Annotated in this window: 16 protein-coding genes; 2 read left to right on the top strand and 14 right to left on the bottom strand. The window is 51.9% G+C overall.

The features are described 5' to 3' along the window. Window positions 1-9: 9 nt before the first annotated feature. From A0129_RS06165 to A0129_RS06125, 9 genes are all read right to left on the bottom strand, one after another. Window positions 10-1467: a FecR domain-containing protein gene (locus tag A0129_RS06165; RefSeq protein WP_291713365.1), complete on the bottom strand. Its 1458-nt coding sequence runs from the start codon at window positions 1465-1467 to the stop codon at window positions 10-12. A gap of 11 nt (window positions 1468-1478) precedes the next feature. After that, a complete protein-coding gene (locus tag A0129_RS06160) occupies window positions 1479-6857 on the bottom strand; it encodes a filamentous hemagglutinin N-terminal domain-containing protein (protein ID WP_291713363.1) in 5379 nt (1792 codons plus the stop codon). An 11-nt stretch (window positions 6858-6868) separates the two neighbouring features. Then, on the bottom strand, window positions 6869-8509 hold the full coding sequence (locus A0129_RS06155) for a ShlB/FhaC/HecB family hemolysin secretion/activation protein (protein WP_291713361.1): 1641 nt from the start codon (window positions 8507-8509) through the stop codon (window positions 6869-6871). Between the two features lie 223 nt (window positions 8510-8732). Then, entirely contained in the window at window positions 8733-9308 is a 576-nt protein-coding gene (locus A0129_RS06150) for a 3',5'-cyclic-nucleotide phosphodiesterase (protein ID WP_291713359.1), read from the bottom strand. 30 nt (window positions 9309-9338) lie between these two features. Beyond that, entirely contained in the window at window positions 9339-11078 is a 1740-nt protein-coding gene (locus tag A0129_RS06145) for a patatin-like phospholipase family protein (protein WP_291713357.1), read from the bottom strand. A gap of 105 nt (window positions 11079-11183) precedes the next feature. Continuing rightward, window positions 11184-13481, bottom strand: a complete 2298-nt coding sequence (locus A0129_RS06140; RefSeq protein ID WP_291713355.1) for an AsmA family protein — start codon at window positions 13479-13481, stop codon at window positions 11184-11186. An 11-nt stretch (window positions 13482-13492) separates the two neighbouring features. Continuing rightward, window positions 13493-14215 carry a DNA polymerase III subunit epsilon gene (gene dnaQ / locus A0129_RS06135; protein WP_291713353.1) on the bottom strand — a complete coding sequence of 241 codons (723 nt, stop codon included), beginning with the start codon at window positions 14213-14215 and terminating at the stop codon, window positions 13493-13495. Next, window positions 14212-14652 (bottom strand): ribonuclease HI, encoded by a 441-nt coding sequence (rnhA, locus tag A0129_RS06130; protein ID WP_291713367.1) that lies wholly within the window; start codon window positions 14650-14652, stop codon window positions 14212-14214. Before rnhA ends, dnaQ begins: the two co-directional genes overlap by 4 nt. Before the next feature lie 33 nt (window positions 14653-14685). After that, window positions 14686-15504 (bottom strand): class I SAM-dependent methyltransferase, encoded by an 819-nt coding sequence (locus A0129_RS06125; protein WP_291713351.1) that lies wholly within the window; start codon window positions 15502-15504, stop codon window positions 14686-14688. Here A0129_RS06125 and gloB point away from each other — a divergent pair. Both gloB and A0129_RS06115 read left to right on the top strand, forming a co-directional pair. Continuing rightward, window positions 15495-16268: a hydroxyacylglutathione hydrolase gene (gene gloB / locus A0129_RS06120; protein ID WP_291713349.1), complete on the top strand. Its 774-nt coding sequence runs from the start codon at window positions 15495-15497 to the stop codon at window positions 16266-16268. The two genes, A0129_RS06125 and gloB, sit on opposite strands and share 10 nt — an antisense overlap. A gap of 164 nt (window positions 16269-16432) precedes the next feature. Then, entirely contained in the window at window positions 16433-17680 is a 1248-nt protein-coding gene (locus A0129_RS06115) for a transglycosylase SLT domain-containing protein (protein WP_291713347.1), read from the top strand. Between the two features lie 4 nt (window positions 17681-17684). Here the strand turns inward: A0129_RS06115 and A0129_RS06110 are convergent, their stop codons facing one another. Genes A0129_RS06110 through A0129_RS06090 form a run of 5 tightly spaced genes read right to left on the bottom strand, consistent with a single transcriptional unit; the run spans window position 17685 to window position 24879 of the window. Next, window positions 17685-19523: an ABC transporter ATP-binding protein gene (locus tag A0129_RS06110; protein WP_291713345.1), complete on the bottom strand. Its 1839-nt coding sequence runs from the start codon at window positions 19521-19523 to the stop codon at window positions 17685-17687. A gap of 4 nt (window positions 19524-19527) precedes the next feature. Next, window positions 19528-20925: an ABC transporter permease gene (locus tag A0129_RS06105; RefSeq protein WP_291713343.1), complete on the bottom strand. Its 1398-nt coding sequence runs from the start codon at window positions 20923-20925 to the stop codon at window positions 19528-19530. A gap of 12 nt (window positions 20926-20937) precedes the next feature. Then, a complete protein-coding gene (locus A0129_RS06100) occupies window positions 20938-21915 on the bottom strand; it encodes an ABC transporter permease (protein ID WP_291713341.1) in 978 nt (325 codons plus the stop codon). After that, on the bottom strand, window positions 21915-24197 hold the full coding sequence (locus A0129_RS06095) for an ABC transporter substrate-binding protein (RefSeq protein WP_291713340.1): 2283 nt from the start codon (window positions 24195-24197) through the stop codon (window positions 21915-21917). Before A0129_RS06095 ends, A0129_RS06100 begins: the two co-directional genes overlap by 1 nt. Before the next feature lie 40 nt (window positions 24198-24237). Continuing rightward, the gene (locus tag A0129_RS06090; RefSeq protein ID WP_291713338.1) at window positions 24238-24879 is read right to left on the bottom strand and encodes a DUF882 domain-containing protein; all 642 of its coding nucleotides are present in this window, start codon (window positions 24877-24879) and stop codon (window positions 24238-24240) included. Window positions 24880-24889: the final 10 nt, after the last annotated feature.

The raw sequence follows: 24889 nt of genomic DNA, 5'->3' as shown, positions 1-24889 counted from the left end.
CAACTACCATCAAGGCGCACACTGCGGTGCCGAGAATGGCGGGGCAGACAAGGTGATGTCTTGAACAATGACATCGGGCGGTGCAGTCAGCAATTGCGGAGGCAGGTTACTCAATGTTTGTACAAAGGCACCCTCACCCCGATTGACTTCAAGCGGAGCCTGATTGGAGTTGGTAATGACGATGGTGCCGTCGTTCACAGCAACAAACAGTTGAGAACCCTCATCTGAAGAACCACCACCCTGCGTCAATGACTGAACCGGCGTAGACGATAGGGTTTCAAAGTTTGCAGGCGTGGTTTCAGGTAGTGGGCCGGCATTGGGCACATTGCCCAGCACATTGGCCAATGAATTGATGACTTGAATATTCACGTTGCCCGCAGGAATAACCGCCGATTGCCCTGCATTGATCACTGAATTTAAATTGCCCGAAGTGACAATAATTTGCCCGTCACGAAGCTCAACCGTCAGGTTGGCTCCGCCCGAGCACACCACTAAGCCACCATTCACTGATGTACATGAGATATCAATTGCTGTGCCTCGAATACCCACCGTCGCGGTTTCAGTAAAAAACTTCACGTTGTTGGGTTCGGCTTTGGCAATGGCACCGGTTACCGCACGCACCGCCCCTTTGAGCAACTTGAACGAGGCCACTGAGGTTTGTGGTGAAGCGGGTGCGTATCGATAGGCTGCCACTTGCATGGAGCTGCCGCCTGGCAGAGTGAGGCGGGTGGAATCGGCCATACTGAGCACGGCAAACCCACCTTCCGACACATCGATGGTTTCTCCCGCAAATACAGCTGATCCTTTTTGCAAAGCGCGTCGCTTGCCCTCAACCGACACCGCAAATAATTCGCCAGTCAGTTGGGAAATACGCCCCGCCACATCAGCCGTGGAAGTATTTGTGGCGGTGGCTTTGTCAGACTCGCCCTTGGCCAGGCGAGTACATTCATTGCCTTTACAAATTCGGGCCGTGAAGTCAGTTCCCCGGATACCAATCGTGGCTGTTTCACTTTTCATTGAAAAAGCGTCTGCACTGCCACGTTTGCCAATCAACCCAGTGAGTGTGCGCAACCCCCCTTTGACGAGTTTGAATTCGGCTTTGTCGGCTATGGGTTGCTCGGGTTGATATTCATAGTTTTCAACCACAAAGCGCGTATTTGGGCGCAATGCCACCTGCGTGGTGTCCACAAACTCCAGCACCGTGGTGCTTTTTGCCTGTGTGTTGATGACATCGCCCACATTCAACTTGGTGCCCGCACTGGCGAATTTATTCTTGCCCTCCGCAGTTTGTAAATTGACCAAGCCAGTCACTACTTTGATAGTACCCACCACCGGTTTGGCAGGCTGGCTGGCCGATTGTGCTCCCGCAGGAGCGGCAAGGTCTTTCGGTTGAATGTTTTGAGCCAACGCCATGTTGGTGTCAACAAAGCTCAAAGCGAGAAAACCCAAGGCCAATAGTTTGCGCATGTTGTTGGTCCTCATTTGCACACCGCCGAAGCCCGCTGAGGATCACTTTGTGTGGTCTTCAACTCAATGTCATTGGACTGCTGAGAGATTGTGGTACCGGCAGTATTTTGATTCGCCACCTCGACAGCTTGCTCCTCTTGCTGCGTGGAGGTACTTTGCGTGCCACTGGTGCCGGACGAAGTTGTTGATGTCGATGAGGTCGACGTGGGTGTAAATGCCTGATTGAGGTTTTGACCTACCGCAGTGCTATTTGTACCCGTGCTCTGTGTCAACGAGGTTGGACTTGTGGGCGATGTAGGCTGAGGTGTGACAGGTGGCGGTGAACTTACAGCCACTGTTGAAGTACTCATTTGCTGAATGGGTAACTGCTGACCATTCGTGGTGTTCGCAATCACTGGTGAAGAGAATGTGTATGCTGAACTCGCAGGAGAGCTGGCAATACCGCCAAACGTTCCATTGATGGTATTGGCCTCCAGGAAAGCGTATTGACTGCCTGCAACCAGCGTACCACCTGAAATATCAATCAAATTCAATTGACCCGCCAGGTTGGCATTGCCTTGCACAATGATGCAGTCAAAATCGGTACCCTGCACGCCTCCATTACTTGCAATCTCAATGTCGACAATGCTGTTCGCATCCAGGTTCAAGTCACCACTCACGGTCATCAAGCCGGGAGATGCGCCCGGCACAATTCGACCACCCTGTGCATTCAAATTACCCGTGATATTTGCAAATCCACGCAGGGCACCACCATTGATGTTGATATTGCCCACCAATTGAGTGCCTGGCTGGACAGTGAGATTGCCTGCGGATTGACTGTAACCTGTATCAAAAGTGTACAAAGCCCCATCGAACAGGACTGACGAGCTGTTCTGGAAATTACCACCAAAATAGATGTCCTGAGTGGGTCCACCGGAAAATGCGAGTACACCTGATGATCCACCATTGACAATGCTGTTACCAAACAGGCCCGACCCGGTTATATTCAGTGCGCCGGTGTTGTTGAACAAACCCGTACCGGACACAACACTGGCCAGTGTGTAGGTGCCGGAATTATTAATGGTGCCGCTGTTGATGATGTTGTTTTGAATCACACTACCCGTGTTGTTGTTCAAGGCCAGAACACCACTGTTGTTCAAAGTGCCTGTGCCAGAAAGCAATCCACTGAATGTGTAATTCCCCTGAAGCTCAAGCAAACCGTTGTTCTCAATGTTGTTGCTGATGGTTTCATTGGATTGGTTTGCACCCAAACGAACCGTGGAAGAAGCACCATTGACAATTCGTCTGCCACTTTGAATATCTGCAGCAGTCAAGATATTCAAACCCATCATGAATTGAATTTCATCAATACTTTGAAAGGCATACTGCAGGCCAGTCAAATTCGCCCCAGGCGCAAATGCCACGCCGCTGTTGGTCAATGTGGGTGTGGGAGCACCCAATGAAGTCATGACCATCCCAGCATAATTGACGTTTTGTGCCACATCGAATTTCACACAGAAATCAGACACTGAACAGCTCAAGCCATCGGACAAAGGGTCGGGGTTGCCATCAATCACAAAAGACGGATTGGCAAATCCGCTCAACACAGTGGTGACGGGCGTGGAGAAACCGTCAAAATCCTCATACTCTGCCAAAGCAACGGCTTCGGGTGTCAGTTGGCCTACCAGGAACACAGGGCGCGCTTGCGGTGTCGACGCACCATAAAACAGCTGCAAAGCCGGGGGCAAACTGGCGGCATTGCCCGTGACATTCAAACGAATACCGCTGCCAACATTCAGGGTCATTGAATCTGGAATCGAATCCGTGGCCATTGGGTCATACGCTCGTCGGCCCGCAATAATCAAGTTACCTTGTGCACCTGAACTGATGGTTGCGGTGCCATTCAAATTGGCCACACCCTGAGCATCTGTTTCCACAATCAGGAATGCATCGCCGCCCATATTGATCGTGGCTCCACTCAATACAGCGGGCGTGACTGGTGCGCCATTTCCATCTTGGGTGGCCAACAAGACCACGCCGGTTGGCGATACATTGATGGTTGTGCTTACCTCGGTGTTACGCAACTCCAGAAAACTGTCCGGCGCAATATTGATTGAATTGCTGGTGCCAGCACTGGTCAGTAAACCACCGGTGACCACCAAATCATCGCCAACCAAAATATTCCCTTTGCTCAGCGGCGCTGAAGTTGCAGCGTTGCCGGAGTTAACCAGACTGTTGTCCCAAACGCCCTCGGCTGCAAGGCGACCGCCATTGCTGCGGTTTACATCGTACAAATCTGCAGAAGTGAAATTGCCGGACAAGGCCAGGGTGGAATTTGCACCGTTCACATTCAGGGTACCGTCTACGGTGGACAGGTTCTTGCCCTCCAGGCGCACGCGGCCACTGTTTACGGTAAGCGAGCCGTTGAAATCCAGATCAACAACAGGTTCAAAATCGGTATTCAGCGGCTGCGAGAACTGTACCTCGCCGATTCTGAGAGAGCGTCCGTCGCCTCCGGCGTTGACTTGAATGTTTGCAGACTGAATCACCATGGTGTTGATGGGAGTTGACATGCTGACCTCTGAGTTGAGGTCGAAGTTCTCGGTGCTGGTTTGGATGGAATTCAAGAAACCATTGACTTCAATGGTCACCGGTGCCTCCAGACGCCCATCCAGGCCGGTGATGTCAACTACTGCCCCTCCAGAGGAAAAGCTTGAAGACTCGCTGGTTTGCAGCGGCGGCATGGAGTGAATAAAGTCATCCGTGGCGGCGCCGTTCATGACAATACGCGCACCCTGTTGGGCCACAAACTGTCCTTGGGTACTGGAAATATAGGCACCAGGCTGCTTTTCCGGAACCATGGGAGTAACACTTGGTCCTGAAGATGAAGAATTGAAAGCACGCCCTAATTCAAGAAAAGAACCTGCTGACAGGTTAATTCTCGAATTGGCGCCCATGCCCAACGCCTGGAAACTGGCGTTGTTGAAACCCGGGCCAAAGTTGAAACTTCCGTTTAAATCAGTATCAATCGCACTCAGGAAAGAGGATGAGCCAAACTCGTTGGACATCATGTTGAATGTGCCGTTGAGGATTGCTTTCTGATAGTACAAACTGGAGCCCACCAGGTTAATGGTGCTACCCGTACCTGCATCAATATCGCCAATTTGGTAGAAGCCAAAAGGAGAACTGCTGCTGCCGGCGCTGTTTGAAAAATTCAAAGTACCTGCATTGGTGTCAATCTCGACAATGTCGTTGAAGCCACCGTTGAAATTGACCGTACCACTGGAGATCAGGCGATTCAAACTGGTATTTGGATTTAAATCAAATGACAATTCCGGATCAAATAGCGTGAAAGTTGACACATTACTGCCTGCCTCTACGGTCAAGCTATTCGCGTCCAGAGAGTTGTACTGCAAATTCCCTTGAATGGGTGTTGGCAACTCAAAATTGTCTACGCCAACGCGAATGTCAGTGGCAGGGGTTACCTCACTTCCAAACAGGCTTAATTGATTCACCTGAAGGTTTGCACCTAGTACATTGAGTTTTACTGTTTTCTCCGGACTGACAATATAACTTTGCTGGGTCATCGGATCCGTGGCCACTGCGCTGGTTACAGTGATTCGGTTGAGTGCCAAAGGGCTGCTTGAGCCTGTGTTCATTCCCGACAACAAATTCACGCCGTCGAGTGGCAACTGACCCGTGGTGTTGGTGGGCAAGGCTGTACCAACATCGTAAGGTGACAAAATCAAGTTGCCACTGTTACCCAAGTAAAGCGGAGCATCCACATACACCGGTTTGGCGATGTCATAACTCAGGAACAAATCAAAACCTTCAAAGGCCAGCTGGCCGGGCATCAGACCCACGGCAGCATCAATATTGATTTCGCCCTTGGCTTCCAAAAACAGTTCTGGATTAATTCCAGTGAATTGAGAGTTGTTTTGATCAATCAAAATGGGCGCAGCAATGGTCAAATTACCGTCGCCTGGTTGCGTACCAGTGGTATAAATTTGTACAAAACCGTTGTTTTCCAAACCATCCACTACGGTACTGTTCAAGAGAAATGACTCAGTCGGCGAGAAGGTTGACGAGATATCGTCAGTAGAAAAAAACGGGCTTTGAGAGCTGTTCTCCAGATTAAAACCACCTTGAGGAATTTGATCCACAATCGTCAAATTGGCGGGATCAATCAACCACTGCCCTGCCTCACCCTTGGCTGCCGAGGTGTTCGCAGCCACATTCACTGCCAGGCTTTGCTTGCCCGAGGTTTCTACCCGACCACCATTTCCCCCCAGTGCGCCACCCTTGGCTTGCACTTCAGAATCAACGGCCGTGTGCCCGTCGGCCCACACCACCACCTCACCACCGTTGCCGTTGACTGTGGCATTCGCAGAAATATGCGTATTGGCCTGCACCACCGTTTGCTGCGAATTCGCCAAGCTGTCATCTTGCCCTTTCCAGCCACCGCCCACATGCACTGTGCCGCCGCCTGTGGCGCCATCCGCAGAAATGCGGGCACCGCTCAGCACCGCCACGCGTTGGCCGGTGATGTCAATTTCACCACCTTGGCCCTGGGTACTTTCGGCAAGAACCTGCCCACCCACCAATGCATCGCCTTGGGCGATGAACCGAACAACACCGCCCTCGCCCACCTGGGCGCCGGTGGCTTCAACCACACCGCTGTTTTTGATCAAGTGCGAAAACAGGGAGGCATTTTTACTGATGATTTGACCCAGGTTCACAGCTTTGTCGCCGCTCTTGGAAGCAACGGTCAAACCAATGGTGGGATGCTTCATGTCCACAATGGTCACACTATGACCAGCAGCCAACAAAACCTCGCCATCGGCATGAATAATGCCGCTGTTTTCAATACTGGGGGCCAATAGAACAATGGAGCCACCCGAATGCGTGGTCAATGAGCCCTGGTTGACGATGTTGCCCGCTGTTCCCGTGGAATCCTTGAAACGCAAATGTCCGTTCAACAAATCGGTGTCAGACGCTGCGAGTGTACTGGCCAAAAAGCCTGCGGTATCCACCACAGCGCCCTGACCAAAAAACACGCCCGCCGGGTTGATCAAAAATACTTGCCCGTTGCTTTGCAACGTGCCAAGAATTTGGGACACATCACCACCGGTAACGCGGTTAAAAACCTGGCTGGCCGCATTCTGTTGAATAAACTGAGTGGTTTGCCCAACATCAATATTGAACTGTTGCCAATTCAAAATGGCACCTGGCGTATTGGTAATTTGCATCAGATTACCCATGGTTTGCGCGGTGGCCTGCCCTGCAACCACCGACATTCCAGTGGGATTGGCATAAGCCGAACTGGCTATGGCCATGGCAACACCCAAGGCCACCGCTTTACGCCGAAACTGTGTATTTGCACCAAGGCTCGAAAGACGATTGGATTTCATGGTGTCTTTCCTTACAGAGAAGTGGCAAATGTGACGTGCAACATGACGTCACCATGCGGTTGAATAGGCACACCTGACACAACCTTGGCCAGGTCAACTCGGAATTGATGCTTGGGCGAGAAGGCAAAACGGGCACCCACACCATAAGACATGAGGTGCGGCTCAACTGGGGAGCCAAACACAGGGTTGTTGAATTTCAACTGCGCCGCATCAACAAAACCGACAAACTGCAAACGTTCAAACAAGTTGCCGAAACTTTTGCTGACGTTCGGCCCCATCAATTCAAGTGACTGTCGGGTTCCCCGGTCTGCGGAAATCACCCGTTCCTCGAAACCGCGCACTGAATACACTCCCCCCGCACCAAATTGTTCACCGGGAATCAGTGAGTAATCGGTGTGTTGCGCATCCAGCTGCGCAGTCAGGCGCCAGCCGGGCATGACCTGCTCTGACCAACTCGCATTGGCTCGAATCACGTCGAAATTGGCTTCAGCAGCCGGGTTGGTCATTTGGTACTGGGCGGTCGAATTGTTGCCACCCGTGACGTAATTTTTGAAATATCCAATCTGAAAAGCACGTTGCCGAGAATCAAATGCCTCGGAGAGTGAATACGACACGCCAACGGGTCTGCTCTCCAGCTCAGGCACCAAACTTGGGCCAAAACCGTTCAATTGAACTTGACTCACAAATTCCTTGATTTCGTGAGAAAAGGTAAGCCGTGCGTCGAACCCGCCCAAACGATCCAGCAGCTTCACCCAACGAATCGCAGCTGTGGTACCGGCGCCGGCTACCGACACGGTACTGGCTCCGACGCTGAGGTTGCCTGCATCTACATTCGAGTCGCTGTAGGCCATTTCAAGCATGGAACTCACGCTGTAGAACGGTACTTTGTAATTCAGTGCAAACACTTCAACATCTGACCACCGCCCAGGCGAAGTCACGTATTGAAACGAGGCCATGTGCCCCCTGTTGAACGCATTGTTGTGTTGCAGGGCCAAACCCATCCGAAAATCACCCGTGGCATTGGTACCCGAATTGTCCAGTGTCAGGTACGCTGCCAGAGGGTTTTGATCCGACACCTGCACTTTGGCATCCACCAGGCCCGGTTTGTTACTCGGCTCCAGGCGTACCCGCACAATTTTCGCCGGGTTGTCATTGATCAAACGCAGGTTTTTATCCATGTCCACGGTGTTGATCAAGGCACCCGGTTTCAGCACCACCAGGCTTTCCTGAATCGACTCCGCGGTGAAATAGTCATTACCAGCCACGGTGATCACATCCAGCCGCGCGTCAACAATTTGCAGTTTAAGCCGTTCGCCAGGCTTGATTTCCTGTTCAGGAATCAGTACGCGAACCACTTCATAACCCGCCTCGGCGTGCAATTGCTCAACAGCGGATGTGGCAGTTCGCAAATCGGAAAAAGTAATTTCCCGGCCTGAAAAGCCGCCCAGTACAGACATCACCTGCGCACGAGGCACCAGTTCGGGGCCCACCACTTCAAAACCAGATACTGTAAAACTGGGTTCCTGATATTCGTCGCCACTGGACATGGAACTTGACGTGCTTTCAGCCGGGGTTTGCGCATGTGCGAACTGCAAATGCGAATTGACCAACAGCACCACTGCACAGGCGACTGCGGAAAGTTTGAATTTCATAGAAATGTGGTGTAACCGTTAAATGTTAAAAATCATTCCGGCCGATAGAATGCGCAGCGGCTGGCTTCCCGGATACTGCTGTAACTCTTTTTGAATCTGGTCGTGCTCTCTGGGTTTTAGGTGACTAATCCAGATTTCACATGCTGCGTTTAATTTTTGAAGCTCACCAAACAACAAACTTGGACACAAATGCTTGGCCAAATCTGCAAGCCATTTTTCTTTGTCAGGAAAAGCAGCCTCGATAAAGAAATAATCTACCTTTTTTTGCCTGGTTGATAAGAGTGAATAACCGGTCTGTTTGGTGCGTATCTCCGGAGAAGCACCAACCCCCGGTGGGTGTAATCAAAAAAACACCCACGGCTGGAACGGTGTGATCCACCTCCACTGTGGTAATTCGGCGTTCTCCGAACAGCAGTTCCTGTTCCGGTTGTATCTCTACATATTCCAGAACCGGGTTCTCTGCCGTAGGAATTTTCGAGAAATCAGGCCATATTTCCTCATTGAAAATATGTTGCTGCAAGGCCCTGATTGTGGGGAGGGTGGCGTAAACACGCAGTGGGCGTTTGCGCCCCACACCCACCGTGTCGATCAAAAAGGGCAGACCGCAAATGTGGTCCAGGTGGGAATGGGTAATCAATACATGCTCAATTTGCTCGAGACGGGCGAAATCAAGTTCGCACAGGCCTGTGCCCGCATCGATCAAAATATCGCTGTCGATCAGAAAGCTAGTTGTTCCTTGTCCGGGAATACCGATACTGCCGCTGCAACCCAACACCTCTACCGTAGAGTGTTTTTGCATCAAAGCCTCGTAAGAATGACGACTGCGTTGTTATGTAGTTTTGTGAAGCAAGCCCAGTATATCCGGAATTGCCTGACGCCCTGCCTCGTAACCCAAGGCAACGATCTCTTCTCTTCGCTCAAACTCCATCAATCCGATTTTTTCAATGGAGGGTTGAACATACAGGTCACTGATCACTTTGGCCTGCCGTGACTTCTCAATACCACCCAGTTCTATGACGCGCATGAGCGATTTCATCATGGTGGGCATTTGTACACTGCTGTCATTGACCATGTGCGCGGTGATGTCTTCTTCAAGACCCACATCGACAGTCAGAATTTTTCGTGCACCACGGGCACGCATGCAATCGACCGGTACGTTGTTCACCAAGGCGCCATCCACCATGACCTGCCTGCCCGCCATGAATGGCTCAAAAAATACCGGGATGGAAGTACTGGCGCGCACAGCCTTCCACAACGGGCCTTGTTCAAACAGGAACTGGTTACCCGTCGTCAAATTGCAACTGATGGCGAAAAACGGAATCGGCTGGTCCTCAATTAACGAATCACCAAATGCTTTTTGATACACCTCGTCGACAGCCTTGCTTTTCACAAAGCCATGTTTGGGTATCCAGTAGTCTGTCAGTTTGAATGGCAAACCTTTCTTGAAACTGATGGCGAGCGCCTTGCTAACCTCTGCCGCTGAGCGCCCGGAGGAAATGAGTGCGCCCACCAAAGCCCCCATGGAGGTGCCGCCGACTGAGTCGACTACAACACCTGCCTCTTCGAGGGCCTGAAAAAAGCCGGCATGTGCAAATCCACGGGCACCGCCACCACCCAGTACCAAGCCCAGGGTGAGGCCCAAAACATGCCGTGCCACGCGCGCGTTGTCAGAGTGGTGACCACGCCGTACATGCAACAGCTTGAAACCGCCGCCAAAAGTACTTCGTATTCTCTCCACCACCGATTGCTCAACCCAAGCCGCTTCATGCACCAGTACAAACCAAACCGGCAAATCGTCGTCGGCGCTTTTCAACTGCGCTTTCAGCAACTCGCAACTGCGCGAATCGTTCAAGGTGCTTGCGCAAAGCATGACCACCATGCAATCAAGTTCTTCAATCAGACGATCGTCCAATGCTTCCAGAGGTTCTGTCTCAATCATTTCAACCACCCAGTCTTTGGCACTGACAGAACTCGGCGGGGTTACTTCACCAAGCTGTTTCCAGCGTCGCAACTCACAATGCCGGGCCATGGCGGACTGAAAGCCTTCAACCGCCTGGGTGCCCAAACCCTCGGGGCGAACAAACGATTGAAACAAAATGAACTGGTGTTGCTTCAAGGGGCCACTGTAGCCAAGTTCACGCTTGAAACGGGATACCAGCATTCGGATCAGGTGGTGATAAACCGAGCGACTGAACTCACCAAACTTCTCGAGCGCAGTTTGGTCGATTTCAAGTAATACGCTGTCTCTGCGAGCAGAGATTGAAAGTGTGCGTGGGGCTTGATCAAAAAAACCAAGCTCGCCGATCATTTCTCCCGGGAAAAAAGAAAGGGTCAAGTCTTGAAAACCATCAGGGCGAAAACGCTGCCCTTTTAACTGACCTTGCAACAGGAGATAAAAATGATGGCTAGGCTGACCTTGTTCAAACAAAGTTTGGCCGCGAGGCAAGCGCACCAGCTTTGCCAGTCGAATTAACTGTTCAGCTTCGGCGGACTGAATTTCGAGCTTTTTGGACAAAAGCTCAATGGCGTAACTTAGCTCAATGACTGGCAAGTCAGCGGGTTCAGACACAGGGGCACCGTTGTAGAAATAATTTGCCTTGATGTTAGCAAACTATTGGCTCACAAAGCACTTAGCCCCATGCCCCCCCTTTTTTTGTTGGTTTGTCGGCGCAACTCAGCGATTGAGGAAACCTTTCAATGCATCTTTTACCTTTTCCTCAGCCTTGCCCTTCAACTCTTCTTTTTTCTCATCAATTTTGGGCTGCAATTTGGCTTTGGCCGCTTCTTTGGCCAAATCCTTGAACTGCAATTCCCATTGCACCCCGGTGAACGGACCGTACAAACGAACGGGTACGGTGACCCCATTCAAGCCAGAATCCAGCGTTTTACCGCCCTGCCCTGTGCTGGTGGCTACGATTGAGGCTCGCGCCAGATAATCCAGGCTGTTCTTGACCAGATTCACCTGCCCAGCACCTCCAATTCGAAACAGCGGAGCCATCACATTCAAATCATTCGAAGTGGCCACGCCATTGGCAATGTCAAAACTGACTGCCATTGAGCTGAAATCGGTTTTCTGGGTGGTGTCGGTTTTTTGAGTGGAGTTACTGCCACTGCTTAACAGCGACTTTGCATTTCTGAACCTCTCGGCCAGGTTGATCCCTTTGATGGCACCATCTTGAAGACTCACCGAAACCTTGCCATCCAAAGCCGCTTTCATCTGATTCACCGTATTGCCTGTGGTTCGAATATTGATACCCACATTGCCTTTGCCTTCCAACATGTCTTTGTCCAGCAGCGCCTTGATCACTGGTTGAATTTGTACGCTGGTCATGTTCTGGTTCACGGTCACGGTTTGAGTATTCGCATCCGCTGTGATTAAACCTGTGGTCGAACCTCCGTACAGTTTTGCATCCAGCGGCGAGATCGTCAGCTTGCCACCTCGCGCCACTGCCTTTGTTTTCAATTGCTGGGCTTGAATATTCGACACTTTCAGTTCGCCAATGTTGGCGGTCACATCCAGATTCAAGTGACGCAACGGGCTCAGGTCAACAGGCGTGTCTTTGGCTTGCTCACCCGAACTTGCCGTGGTCTCGGTGCCTGTGTTTTTCTTGGGTGGCAGCAAGGCATCAATGTCCAGCTTGTCGGCATTCAATACAGCGGTGATCGCCGGTTTGGCAAAATTCTTCACGGCCGCTTTCAAATCAAAACTGGTGGCCTCAAATTTCGAGTTCAAATCCAGCTCAGCAGTTTTTTCCGTGTTGTTCACCGCCAAGCGCCCTGCCAAAGGCATGCTGGCCTGTTTTTTTGGTAATGCCGGGTCTTTCACATCCAGTTGACCTGTCAAAGCTGCCAACTCAATCAATTGGCTTTTCATGTTCAAGCTCATGGGGCTGGCCAGCTGCAAATTCACGGTGCGCTCGCCTTCCACCATGTTCAGGGTGGTGGTCAAGGCAGCAGACACCGCCTGCTTCAAGTTGCCCTGCAAACCGGTTAAATCGAGTGTGGCATTGATACTGCGCGTGGGCTGCTTCAAGTCAGCCTTGAAGTTAAATGCCTCACCACGCGCCACAGTGTCGCTGAGTTCGAGAGAAGGCGAGCTCAGGCTGACGTCGAATGCACCTACGTTCGGAAGTTGGCCTTTGGCTTTGGCATCCAGCGACTGTGCTTTCAACTCCAAGGTATTCGGGTTCACATTCAGGGTACTGGCCTGCACATTCACATCGGCCTGTTGCTGATCCAGTTGGCCCAACACAGCAAACTTCAGGTTCTCAAAGTTCGCATACAGATTTTCACCCAATCCAAACTCAAGGCGGGTATTCAAGTTGATGTTCAAATCGGCTTGCGGCTTGTTGGCCTTCACATTGCCGTTCAACTCAATCTCAGTAGGTACACCTGGCTCTATACGACCACTTTGCATGGCGAAGTTGTTCAGTGAGGCCTCCAGGCCCGTCTGCTTGTCGACGTAAGTCACATTCAGGTTTTCAAGCGCAACCGAATCCACTGAAAAATTCAGTGCCTGCTGATCGGCTTGTGGATTTGGCTCAGGCTCAGCTTGGGATACATCTTTATTCTCAGGATTGCTCAAATCATCAAAGTTGAACTTGCCATCGGCATTTTTCACCACATTCACGGTGACACCACTGGCTTGTACCGCGTCAACCACCACCTCTGAACTTAGCAGCGGCAACAAGGCCAGTGAAATACTGACTTTGTCAGCCTTCAAAAATTGATCGGTACTTTGGAATTCAGAAAGGGTGACACCCGTCAAATCGGCACCAATTGACGGGAACCACTTGAGCTGAACAGGGCCGGTGAAGGCCAAGTCACGTTGCTGCTTTTCTTTGACAACCGCAGTGGCTTTGTTCAGCAAGGCCTGCTGGTCAATGGTATTCACCAAGATTGCTGCGGTAGCCGCCAATACCACTGGCACGCCCACCACAATACCCAAACCCCATGCAATTGCCTTTTTCATGGCAAACCTCCTTAAACCGCTTGTTCGTCAGCTGGCTGGCTGATTTTGCTCCATACGCTAGGGGCTTTCGCCGCTTTCTCGATGTCTGCAAGGTAAGCCACATGCAAGGCCAGCTCCTCTTCGCTGGGTTCAGGCTCTGGCAGATTCAAAGCACCCAGTTTGATTCGTTCTACACCATCGTCGTCGTGATGCGCATTCAGATCGATCACCAGGCTATCCTGCCCGCGGGTCATCGCCAAATAGACTTCCGCCAGAATTTGCGAGTCCAGCAGCGCCCCGTGCAACTGGCGGTGAGCATTGTTGACACCCAGCCGGTCGCACAACGCATCCAGGTTGTTGCGTTTGCCCGGAAACATTTCACGCGCCATGCCCAGTGAATCAATCACGCCTTCGACATAGTCGGCCATCTTGCCCAAGCCCAAGCGTTCAAGTTCACCATCCAGAAAGCCAATATCAAATGATGCGTTGTGAATGATCAGGGTACTGCCCTGCACAAAATCAAGAAAGTCTTTGGCAATTTGCTTGAATTTCGGCTTGTCTGCCAACATTTCATCGGAAATTCCGTGCACCTGGAATGCACCCTCATCAACCTCGCGCTCCGGATTGATGTACTGGTGAAAATGATGGTCGGTCACCTGCCGACCATTGACCTCAATGCAACCAATTTCGATGATGCGGTGGCCCTGCCTGACTTCAAGGCCGGTTGTTTCTGTATCCAGTACTACATATCTCATTGTTTCATCGCCTTTTCTACGCCCAGGTTTGCAAGGGCATCCGCCTTTTCGTTGCCAGGGTTGCCAGAATGGCCCTTCACCCAATGCCATCGCACCAAGTGCCGTACGCTGGCTTCATCAAGTATTTGCCACAAATCGGCATTCTTCACCGGTTTCTTGTCCGATGTTTTCCAGCCGTTCATCTTCCACTTTGGCATCCACTCCAGTACACCTTTACGCACGTACTGCGAATCGGTGTACACGTCGATACTGCAACGCTTTTTTAAAGCATTCAACCCTTCGATGACAGCAGTCAATTCCATGCGGTTGTTGGTGGTGTTCAATTCACCACCACACAATTCTTTGGCATGATCACCCGATTGCAGGAACACCCCCCAGCCGCCAGGCCCCGGGTTACCCTTGCAAGCCCCGTCGGCATACATCACGACGTTGGCAATTCTTTGTTCAGTCACAATTCGATCCTGTTGGCCTTATCCACGGTCGCCTATTGTAGGTGTTTTATTCAGCGCCTTATTGGCCACGGGTTTTAGTTGGCGTGCAGATACCTTTTTGTCTTTGAATGCCGGGCCAATCAAGCGCATGCCGCGCACTCTTTTGACTGCACAAACAAAATAGACAGCGCCACATACAGGCCACCAGCGATCACCCGCATGCTCCATGAAGCCCATTCGACTTAAACCCCTTTCGGTGAATGCCGGGAAACGGTAACAACCAAACCGACCAAACTCAGGTTCGCAGGACAACAGTTTCAACCAGTCTTTCAAACGGCTTAAATGGATAGGCTCACAACCTTCTGGCCACACAGGTGCCCAACGTTTTAGCGCTGCATGGCGCAGGCCCCACAGCGACATTGGATTGAAACCGGTGATTACTACCCTTCCCTCAGGCATCAACACGCGCTCAACCTCCCGCAACAGCTGGTGCGGATCCTCAGAGAATTCAAGCACATGGGGCAGCACAATCATGTCCAGCGACTGGCTCTCGAAAGGCAATTCTTCAAACTCGGCAAAACAATCGGGCGTGATCACTTCCACACCATCGGGTTTACTGGCCACCAAGCCCTGCTGCACATAGGCCTTGTGGGGTATCCGGCTTTCTTTCAAACCATCCACGAGCCGAGTGCCCAATTGCACAGCCCGGAAACCGAACAGATCAGGAACCACTGAATCAATCCAGGCCTGCTCGCGGCTTGTAAAGTACCGGCCCGCTGGCGTATTCAACCAGGCATCGAGTGCTAACATTTGGGCTTGTTGCGTACTCAAGTCGTTCAGGGGTTCAGATGGAATCATTCAAGTCTTCTCAAGTTTCGAATTGGTCGGTCTACGGTATCCCGGCCTTTCAGGACAACTACCTGTGGGCGATTGTTCATGAACCCAGCAAGGCCTGCATGGTGGTAGACCCGGGTTGCAGTAAGTCAGTTCAAGATTTTCTGGATTCACATGGCTTCCATCTTAGCGGTATTTTGGTCACCCATCATCACATGGACCACGTGGGTGGAATCGACGCACTGTTGAGCAAAGCTGGTAAAAACCTTCCTGTGTATGGCCCGGCGAGTGGACGGGTTGCACAGGTCAACCGCCCCGTACGCGAAGGTGACATGGTGGATGTGCATTGCCTGATCGCTCGGGTATTTGAAGTACCCGGCCACACGGTGGACCACCTGGCCTACGTGATTGAGTTGAAAGACACCATGAAGAGTGACGAAGTCTGGATGTTTCCGGGCGACACCCTGTTCTCTGGAGGTTGCGGACGGCTGTTTGAAGGCAGTGCCCAACAAATGTTTGAATCCCTTCAAAAACTCAATCAATTCCCGGCCAATACCCGTGTGTTCTGTGCACATGAATACACTGAATCGAACATAAGATTCGCCAGGGCCTATTCACCCGACTCCAAAAATATTGAAGCACGAGAAATTGAAGTCCGAAGAATTCGGGAGCAAGGCTTAAGCACTATTCCGACAACACTGGGTGTTGAGCGGCTCAGCAATTTGTTTATCAATGCTGAAAATCCCATTGAATTCAAACAAATACGTGAAGCAAAAGACCACTTCTAATCGCAATCACCAGTTAACATTTTTTTACAAAAATACTGATTTGAAATAATTCAAGGGGTATCACTCGGGCTGGGGCATGGGTCAACTCTCGATTGACCTACACATAAGTTCAACATAGGATGCACTTTCATTTTGCTCTTTGCCCTGCCCGGCAACCCAATCCTTTGCAGCCTGACTCATTCAAAAATGGAATCAAGCAACTTGCCACGGTGGCCAGTATTGGCCGTTATCGGGCAATATTTGCGATTTTGGCGTGGATTGTGGCGACGCCCAATCAGGCATGGGGCAATGCGCAGCAGTCAGAATTAGCACTGAATGCCGGCAACGAGGAGGTACAGATGTTCGGCCTGGTAGCGCCAAACCCGGGGCTTGAATTGAAAATGTCCGGGCCCCATGACCTAGTAACCTTGGACTTTTCAGAAGAGCCCGGCGATGTGTGGGCTGACATTCGAAAAGGATTTTCAATACCCGATCTGGAAACTCAGGCAGTCAAAGTGCGAGAACGCGCCTTGCTGAAAAACAAGCGCATGGTAAAGAGCATGTTGCAGCGGTCTGAGCCCTATATTTATTTCATTGCCCAAGAATGTGCCAAACGCGGCATGCCCTCCGAGTTGGCGATCTTGCCTTTCATTGAAAGCCAGTTCAATCCCCACGCTCGCTCTCCTTCCGCTGCAGAAGGGTTGTGGCAGTTTATTCCCAGTACGGGACGTCAGTTTGACTTGAAACAAAACAAGTGGGTTGATGAAAGACGGGATTTATTGGCCTCTACCCGCGCTGCACTGGACTACCTTACCTATCTTTATGACATGCATGGCGACTGGCACCTGGCTTTGCTTTCTTATAACTGGGGCGAGGGTTCGGTGCTTCGTGCCGTCAAAAAAGCGCAGGAAGCCGGTCTGGAACCCACTTTGGACAACCTTGAATTACCCCTTGAAACACGGCACTACATTCCCAAACTTCAAGCGCTTAAAAACCTGATTCAAAGCCCCGAACGCTTTGGCCTGGATTTACCCAAGTTTCCAAACAAGCCTTACTTTGCTGAAATAAAACGTAACTCGGATGTCGATCTTCGCGAAATTGCTCGTTTGGCAGGCGTCGAACTGGAACTGATTCGCAAACTGAATCCAGGTTTGAATCAACCGGTTTTGTACGCCGCTCACAGCAATACCTTGCTGGTGCCAGTTGAATACAGCGCAAAAATCCAGGCCAGCCTGAAACAGTACAAGCCCCCAAAAACCCAACGCAGTTACACGGTACAAAAAGGGGATACCTTGGGAGAAATTGCCCAACGCTTTGATGTGAGTGTGAAATCTTTACAAAGACTCAACGGCCTGAGCAAGAAAAAACTTATCAAACCTGGTATGAAGTTGAACATTCCACACGCCCCAAAGCCAGGCAATTGGGAATCCTGACGAGTCACAATACCGGGGCTGCATCAATCAATTGACGGGTATATGCATGTTGAGGGTTGGCGAACAACTGCTCGGCAGAGCCACGCTCGACCACATCCCCATGCCTTAATACGACCACTTCATCTGCCAGATACTGAACCACTGCCAGGTTATGAGTAATGAACAACATGGCCACACCCGTTTCTGTCTGCAAGCGTTTCAGCAAATTCAAGATTTGAGCCTGGACCGACACATCCAGCGCAGAAGTGGGTTCATCACAAATCAATATCTTGGGCTCTGAAACCAGGGCACGGGCAATCGCAATTCTCTGGCGTTGACCTCCCGAGAATTCATGCGGAAAACGGGCCAGGGCCTCCTCTGGAATGCTGACTTGGTCAATCACTTTCAATACTCGGGCCTTGCGAGCTACGGAGTCCATCTCAGGGCGCAAACTCAGCAAAGGCTCCTCCAGGATTTCAGCAATGCGATGGCGTGGATTCAGCGAAGCGAAGGGATCCTGGAATACAAACTGAATTTTAGAACGCCAGCCGTTCGGTCCACGCTCTGCCCACTGGCGAAGCGGTCTGCTGTCCATCAGCACATCGCCGTCCACTTTCGCATTGCTGCCCAACAATCCGAGCAAGGCGCGGGCTGCCGTGGTTTTACCCGACCCCGACTCTCCCACCAAGGCCACGGTACGACCCTGTAGCAAGGTGATGTCGAGTTTGTTCAAAACAGGTTTGAAGCGCTTCCGCAGAAAACCACCCTTCTCAGGATAAGCCACCGACAAGGACACGGTTTTTAATACGACACGTGGGGCAGCGCCTCCAGAAACACCGATGGCTTTGTCCAGGTCGCCTGAATCCGGCTTGGAGAATGACAAATCAGCATGGTAGAAACATCGAACTGAATGCGTCTCGGTGGCTTGAAGCAATTGCGGCGTGCCTTGGCTGCATGTGTCCTGCGCATGTATACAACGGGCAGCAAACCGGCAACCTGGTTTGGGATTCACCAAAGATGGTACACGTCCTTCCAGCGCGTACAAAGCTTGCCCACGCTGGGCCTGACTGGGCAAAGACTTCACCAGTGCATGTGCGTAAGGATGGCGTGGAGCCGCAAAAAATTCAGCAGTGCTTGCTTTCTCAACGAGTTGGCCAGCGTACATCAGCCCCACCGTGTCCGCCATTTGTTTAACAATCGCCAAGTCGTGCGTAATCAGCAACATGGCCATGCCCTGCTCTCGCTGCAGAGTTTTCAACAAATCCAGTACTTGCGCCTGAATGGACACATCCAGTGCGGTGGTGGGTTCGTCCGCAATCAGCAAGTCAGGCTTGACACTCAGGGCCATGGCAATCATGACTCGCTGTTTTTGCCCACCCGACATTTCGAAGGGGTACTGCTGCAAGCGCTTTTTGGGCTCTGGAATACCCACCCTGCCCAGCCACTCTTCAGCTTCATTCAAGGCCTGAGACCTGCTGGCACCCGTGTGCAAACAGATGATCTCGCAGAGCTGATCGCCCACAGTCATCACCGGGTTCAGGCTTGTACCGGGCTCCTGAAAAATCATGGCGATGCGCTTTCCGCGCAGGGTGCGCATCGCGGTTTCGCTGATCCTTAGCACATCGGTGCTGTCAGCACCGGCGCCACTGTCGTTCAACTTCACCTGCCCGGCAACAATTGCTCCACTGTCTGGCAGCAAGCGGGCAATACTGAGCGCTGTCATTGACTTGCCGCAACCTGATTCACCCACCAAGGCGAAGGTTTGTCCCTTTTCAATGGCCAGAGAAATATCGTCGAGCGCGTGCACCCAACCCGCCTCACTGGCCAAGCGAGTCGTTAGTCCATGGATGTCGAGCAAACTCATACGCTTACACCCTTACCAAAGATTGTTTCAACTGGCGCGCACGCGGATCAAATGCATCGCGCACGGCATCGGCAAACAGGTTGGCTGAAAGCACCAACAACAACATGAATACGAATGCAGCCACAAGGCTCCACCACACAATAGGCTCACGGCTTAGCTCAAGCCGCGCTGCATTAATCATGGTGCCATAACTGAATGTACTCGGGTCCACACCCACGCCGACATAACTAAGCACCGCCTCGGCCAACACCAGTCCTGAAAAGTCCATCACCATGGCAATCAAGATCAGGTGCATCAGATTGGGCAACAAATGCGAGAACAGAATTTTTGCGCTGGACACGCCACTGGCTCGGGCGGCCAGAATGTAGTCCTGCTCACGCATTTTCAACACTTCACCACGAATCAATCTGGCAAGGCCGGTCCAGCTGGTCAAACCCAAGATGGCACACAGGAAAAACAGACGAAGGTCGGCCTTCTCAACCGACGAGGCAAAAGCATCTGGATTGGCGTCAAGCGCCACTTGCAGCATCAGCACCGTGGCAGCAATCAGCAACACGGATGGAATCGAATTCAACGTGGTATAGATGTATTGAATGACATCATCGACCCAACCACGGAAGTAACCTGCGGCCAAGCCCATGGCGATACCCACCGGCAGGGTAAGCAAAGTAGTCAGTAACCCGATCAGCATGGCGGTGCGCAAGCCTTTCAGCGCAATGTAAAATACATCCACTCCCACTTTGTCGGTACCCAGCACGTGGTAGGCTTCAGCCCACTTCCATACCACGCCACCCACAATACAGAGCACGAACAGAGTCCACACCACTGCCTGGTAGGCACCACTGCCCGTGAACACGGTAATGCTGTTTTGATGATCCGCCTGTGCAATGGCCCTGCGAATGATCCACAAGGCTGCCAGGAAAAATGCCCACAGCACTGCACCACCCAAGGCACCCTGATAAGCTCGCTTGAGCAAATCTTGCCCTTTCATGCTTTCATCGCTCAAATGTGCGCCACCAAACTGCAAACGCGCATAATCACGAACGGGCTTGCCATTTACCTCCATGCTTTCCTTGCTCAGGGCGCGAGTGGCCAGAGGTGCTGAGTACGATTTCTCGCGCTGATAGGCCAAGGGCCCCAAAGCCAAATCAAGCACGGAAATAATCGGGCTGGCGTATCGGCTTTGCTGTTCAGAATTCAGGCGCAGGTGCACACTGTCCAACAGAGTGATGACCACCGCCAACAACAGCACCACCAAACTGGCGCTGGCAATTTTCGACTGAAACACCAAGCCCCAGGAAGCGCGGGAAAGCGGGTTTTTCAGCACACTGCGGACATACGCCAACACGCCAAAAACCAGCAGCCAGATCAGTACATCCGTTAGCAGAAGAGTGGGCATCATCGACCGCTCTCCTTAAGCCAGGCGAACCCGAGGGTCCGCGATGGTGTAAGCAATGTCAGTCAAAATCAAACCCACCAAATAAAGCACCGAACCAATGAACACCATGGCCCGCACTATTGCAAAATCCTGGGACTGAATGGCTTCGATGGTGTAGCTGCCCAAGCCCGGGATGCCGAAGAAAGATTCAGAAATCAGCGAACCCATAAACAGCAGAGGAATGACCGTGACCGAACCAGTCAAAATCGGAATGAGACCATTGCGCAACACATGGCGCCCAAGCACCTGAACTTCAGACAATCCCTTGGCGCGTGCGGTGCGGACATAGTCTTTATTGATCTCCTCGAGGAAAATGGTGCGGTACCAGCGCGTACCGCCACCCAAACCACTGACCACGCCAATGATGACCGGCAATATCAAAAAGCGCCACGCATCCACGCCCGAGTCATAGCCCGAGATTGGAACCAGTGCCAATGTTTTAGAGAACAGGTACTGCCCGCCAATGATGTAAAACAAACCGGAAATGGACATGGCCAGGACGCACAGCACCACACCGGTCAAATCCAGATAAGTGCCCCGGAAAAAGGTCAGCAGCAGGGACAGCACAATATTCAGGAACAAACCCAGTACAAACACTGGAACTGCCAAAGCCAGGCTGGGCCCTGCACGCTTCACAATTTCATTGGCGATGTTTCGACCATCGTCAGAGCTGCCAAACTCGCCTACAAACATGGGCACCGACTTCTGAAAGAAAATGGTCTCGGTGAGTGTGCCTGTGCCTTGCGCTTCGCTGTTGATCAGCAAGGGCAAGTCGTACCCTTTCTCACGCTTCCATTGCTCAATCGATTCTTGCGCAACCCGCTTGCCACCCAATGCCAAACGGGCCATATCATCGGGGCTGTTCACTTGAAAAAACAGCACAAAGGTGATCAGGTTCACCCCCAACAACACCAACAGGCCATACAGCACACGGCGCAGCAAATAGTTACCCATCAGCGCTTGCCCCCTGTGCGGTTTGCCACAGTCACTGCCAAATCTTCACGAATACCCATGGCCCGCTCACGGCGCTTCCAGGCGGCCCAAGCGGGCCAAATGAACAAGGCCAGTGAGATCATCAACACTGGAATTGGCCACCACTCGGGCTGATTCCATTCTTTTCGGGCCTGGTCACGTTTGGCGCTGTCGATCGTTTTGTATTTGATGCTGTTGCGAGCCAGATCATTGGGTTTCACGTTGCCGTACCATTCGTGAATCAATCCAAACTGTTGCGGTACGAATGCGAACAACCAAGGCACGTCGTCTTGGACCAGATCGGTCATCTGCGAAATAATCGCAGCACGCTCCTCATTGTTGGGCATGGTTTTCATGCGCTCAAACATGGCGTCATACTGTGCGTTGGAATAGTTCGAGGCATTTTCACCTGCAGTTTTTGCACGGCTGTTTGGGCCATAAAGCAAAAACAAAAAGTTTTCCGGATCGGGGTAATCGGCGTTCCAGCCCAGGAAGAAAATTTGTGCATTTCCCTTTCGGATTTTTTCCTGAAAACGGTTCCAGTCGGTGGCACGAATATCTAATTGAATATTCAGCTTTGCGAACTGTTTGCGATACCAGTCAAAGCGCGCTTTGTCACCCGGACCACCACCCGTCGTATCGAGCGCCAAGGTCAAAGGTTGTCCGGTTTTCGGATCGATTCCGTTGTCGTAACCAGCCTGTTTCAGCAAGGCCAAGGCGTCTTCAACCGGCTTGCGTACCGGCGCGCCGTCAACAATGTTGTACACCTGCCTGTTGTAACCTGCTTCACCTTCCTCGTAACCAAACAGGCCAGGCGGTATTGGGCCGTGGGCAGGCACCGCTCGACCATTGGTGAAAATTTGCGAAAATTCCTCCCAGTCCATCGCAATTGCAATGGCTTGGCGCAGCAACCTGGCGCGACGCGCCTCTTCGTCTGACTTTCCTGGTCCGACCACCGGGTCTAGCCAATTAAAGCCCAGGTAAAACATGCTGGTGGACAATGAAGTTTCCAGTCGAATACCTTTCTCAGCCATTTCTGGCGTCAAGGCTGCATCCCCGTCGGCACTGGCACGAATTGCCTGATCAAACGTGTCCGCACTGACACCGGAAGTATCGTAATACCCCTGCAAAAACTTGTTCCAATAAGGTATGCCCTCCTTCTCGCGGGTGAACACCACACGATCAATGAAGGGCATTGTTTTGCCGGCATCGGCCAACAAGCCTTTGGCCTCGTCGCCAGGCTCACCTTCTGAAGGATACGGCTCACCGCGATGGTTCGGGTTACGCGACAACACCATTCGGGAATTCGGGTCGTTTTCGGTCAGCATGTACGCGCCAGTGCCCACGGGCCACCAATCCAGCACCAGGTTGTTTTCTACAAAACCTTTTTGGCTGTAAAACGCATCAGCCTCCCAAGGGATGGGCGCAAAAAACGGCATCGCCAACCAGTAAATAAACTGGGGGTACTTGCCGTTTACGCGGATTTCGAGCGTGTGGTCATCCAGCGCCTTGGCACCGGGCAAATCGAATTGGCGCAAATCAAGCCAGGGCAAATCAGCCGTGGCGGGCGGAAAAGCGCTACCAGTTTCTTTCTGAATTTTCTCTTTCAGCGCTTTGTCGTGTTCTTGCAGGGTTTTTGACAACTCACCCAAGCCTTGCACGTAGTCGCCCATGTGCCCAAGAATTGGGGACACGATCCGCGAGCTGGCAAGCCGCTTGATTTCATACACATAGTCGTGTGCGGTTAACTCGCGTGTGCCCTGCTGCTCGAACTGCAAAGGGCTGCTGTACTTGCGGGCATCGTCGCCCAACTGGTGATACAGGAAATTGCCTTGGGCATCCTTGGCGAATGCTGGGTGCGGCTGATATTGAATGCCGCGTTTTAGCTCGATCGTGTAAACACTGGTTTTCACGGCATCCAAGGGCGCATCGTCGGGCAACACATTGCCTGCTTCATCCAGATAAACAGGTACAGGCATGGCCGCCGCAGCCAGGGGTTCGAGTTGATAAGGACGCTTCAAATAATGGTATTGAAACAGCGGCTCATAAATTTGGTAGGTGAATTCCGCTTCGTCGGAGGTATAGGACTGGGCTGGGTCAAGATGCTTGGGGCGCGCCGTGAAGGCGGTGTAAAGGGTGCTCTGCTTTTTGTCTTCCGCAGTTTCGACATAAGGATTATTGGGCGCTTTGCCACATGCAACCAGCGACAGGCACAAAGCCAAGCCCGCTACAAAACTGCCTGTAATGCGACCGAAAACTGCCAAAAAACCACCCTCGCACTGTTGTTTTTTTAGATGGCCTTATTTAACCACGCCAGACACGCTCCGGACCAGTGTCAGCGTGAATCCAGCCACCTTTTGAACCCACACGGAAATAGAAGCCCACACCACCTGCGCGGAAACCCTCCACCAGTTCACCCAGCACTTTGGGATGAAGACCTGGCAGTCGAAAATCCACGGCCTGACCTTTCAAGTGCAGGGAATTGCGGGCGGCTGGCAAACCTTGTTCAATGAGACGCGCATTGGTTTTCGGGCTGCGATAACCAGAGGTGATTTCAACCGGAGCCACAAAACCGTAACGGCGCACAAAAGCCTGTGCAGCCCAGAGGGTGTCAATTATTTGGGTGTCCATGCGGAAAACCTGATTTGCTTGCACATCTCGAAGCAAACCACAAATCTGCTCATAGGCGATTGGGTTAAGATGTCCGTCTTTCCAGTAGGTAATGTTCAAGCGCTCGCCCGATTGTGGGCGTACCATTTCAAGTGTGCGCGGTTGCAGCCAAAAGGTAAGGTCAACCAGGCCCGGATCGAAAAGATCAGGGGGTGGGACGAGATCGGAACCCGCGGCGAATACACCCCGGTTCAAAAAGGGTTCTACCGAGCCAATGACAGCCAAAGTGCTTACTGCTTTGATGAATGAACGTCGGTCGAAATTGTGTATTGCCATAACTGATTGC

It is taken from the genome of Limnobacter sp. CACIAM 66H1, from assembly GCF_001601825.1.
Classification (GTDB): Bacteria; Pseudomonadota; Gammaproteobacteria; order Burkholderiales; family Burkholderiaceae_B; genus Limnobacter.
Note: the sequence above shows the minus strand (reverse complement) of the source record. Positions and strands in the feature narration are given on the sequence as shown.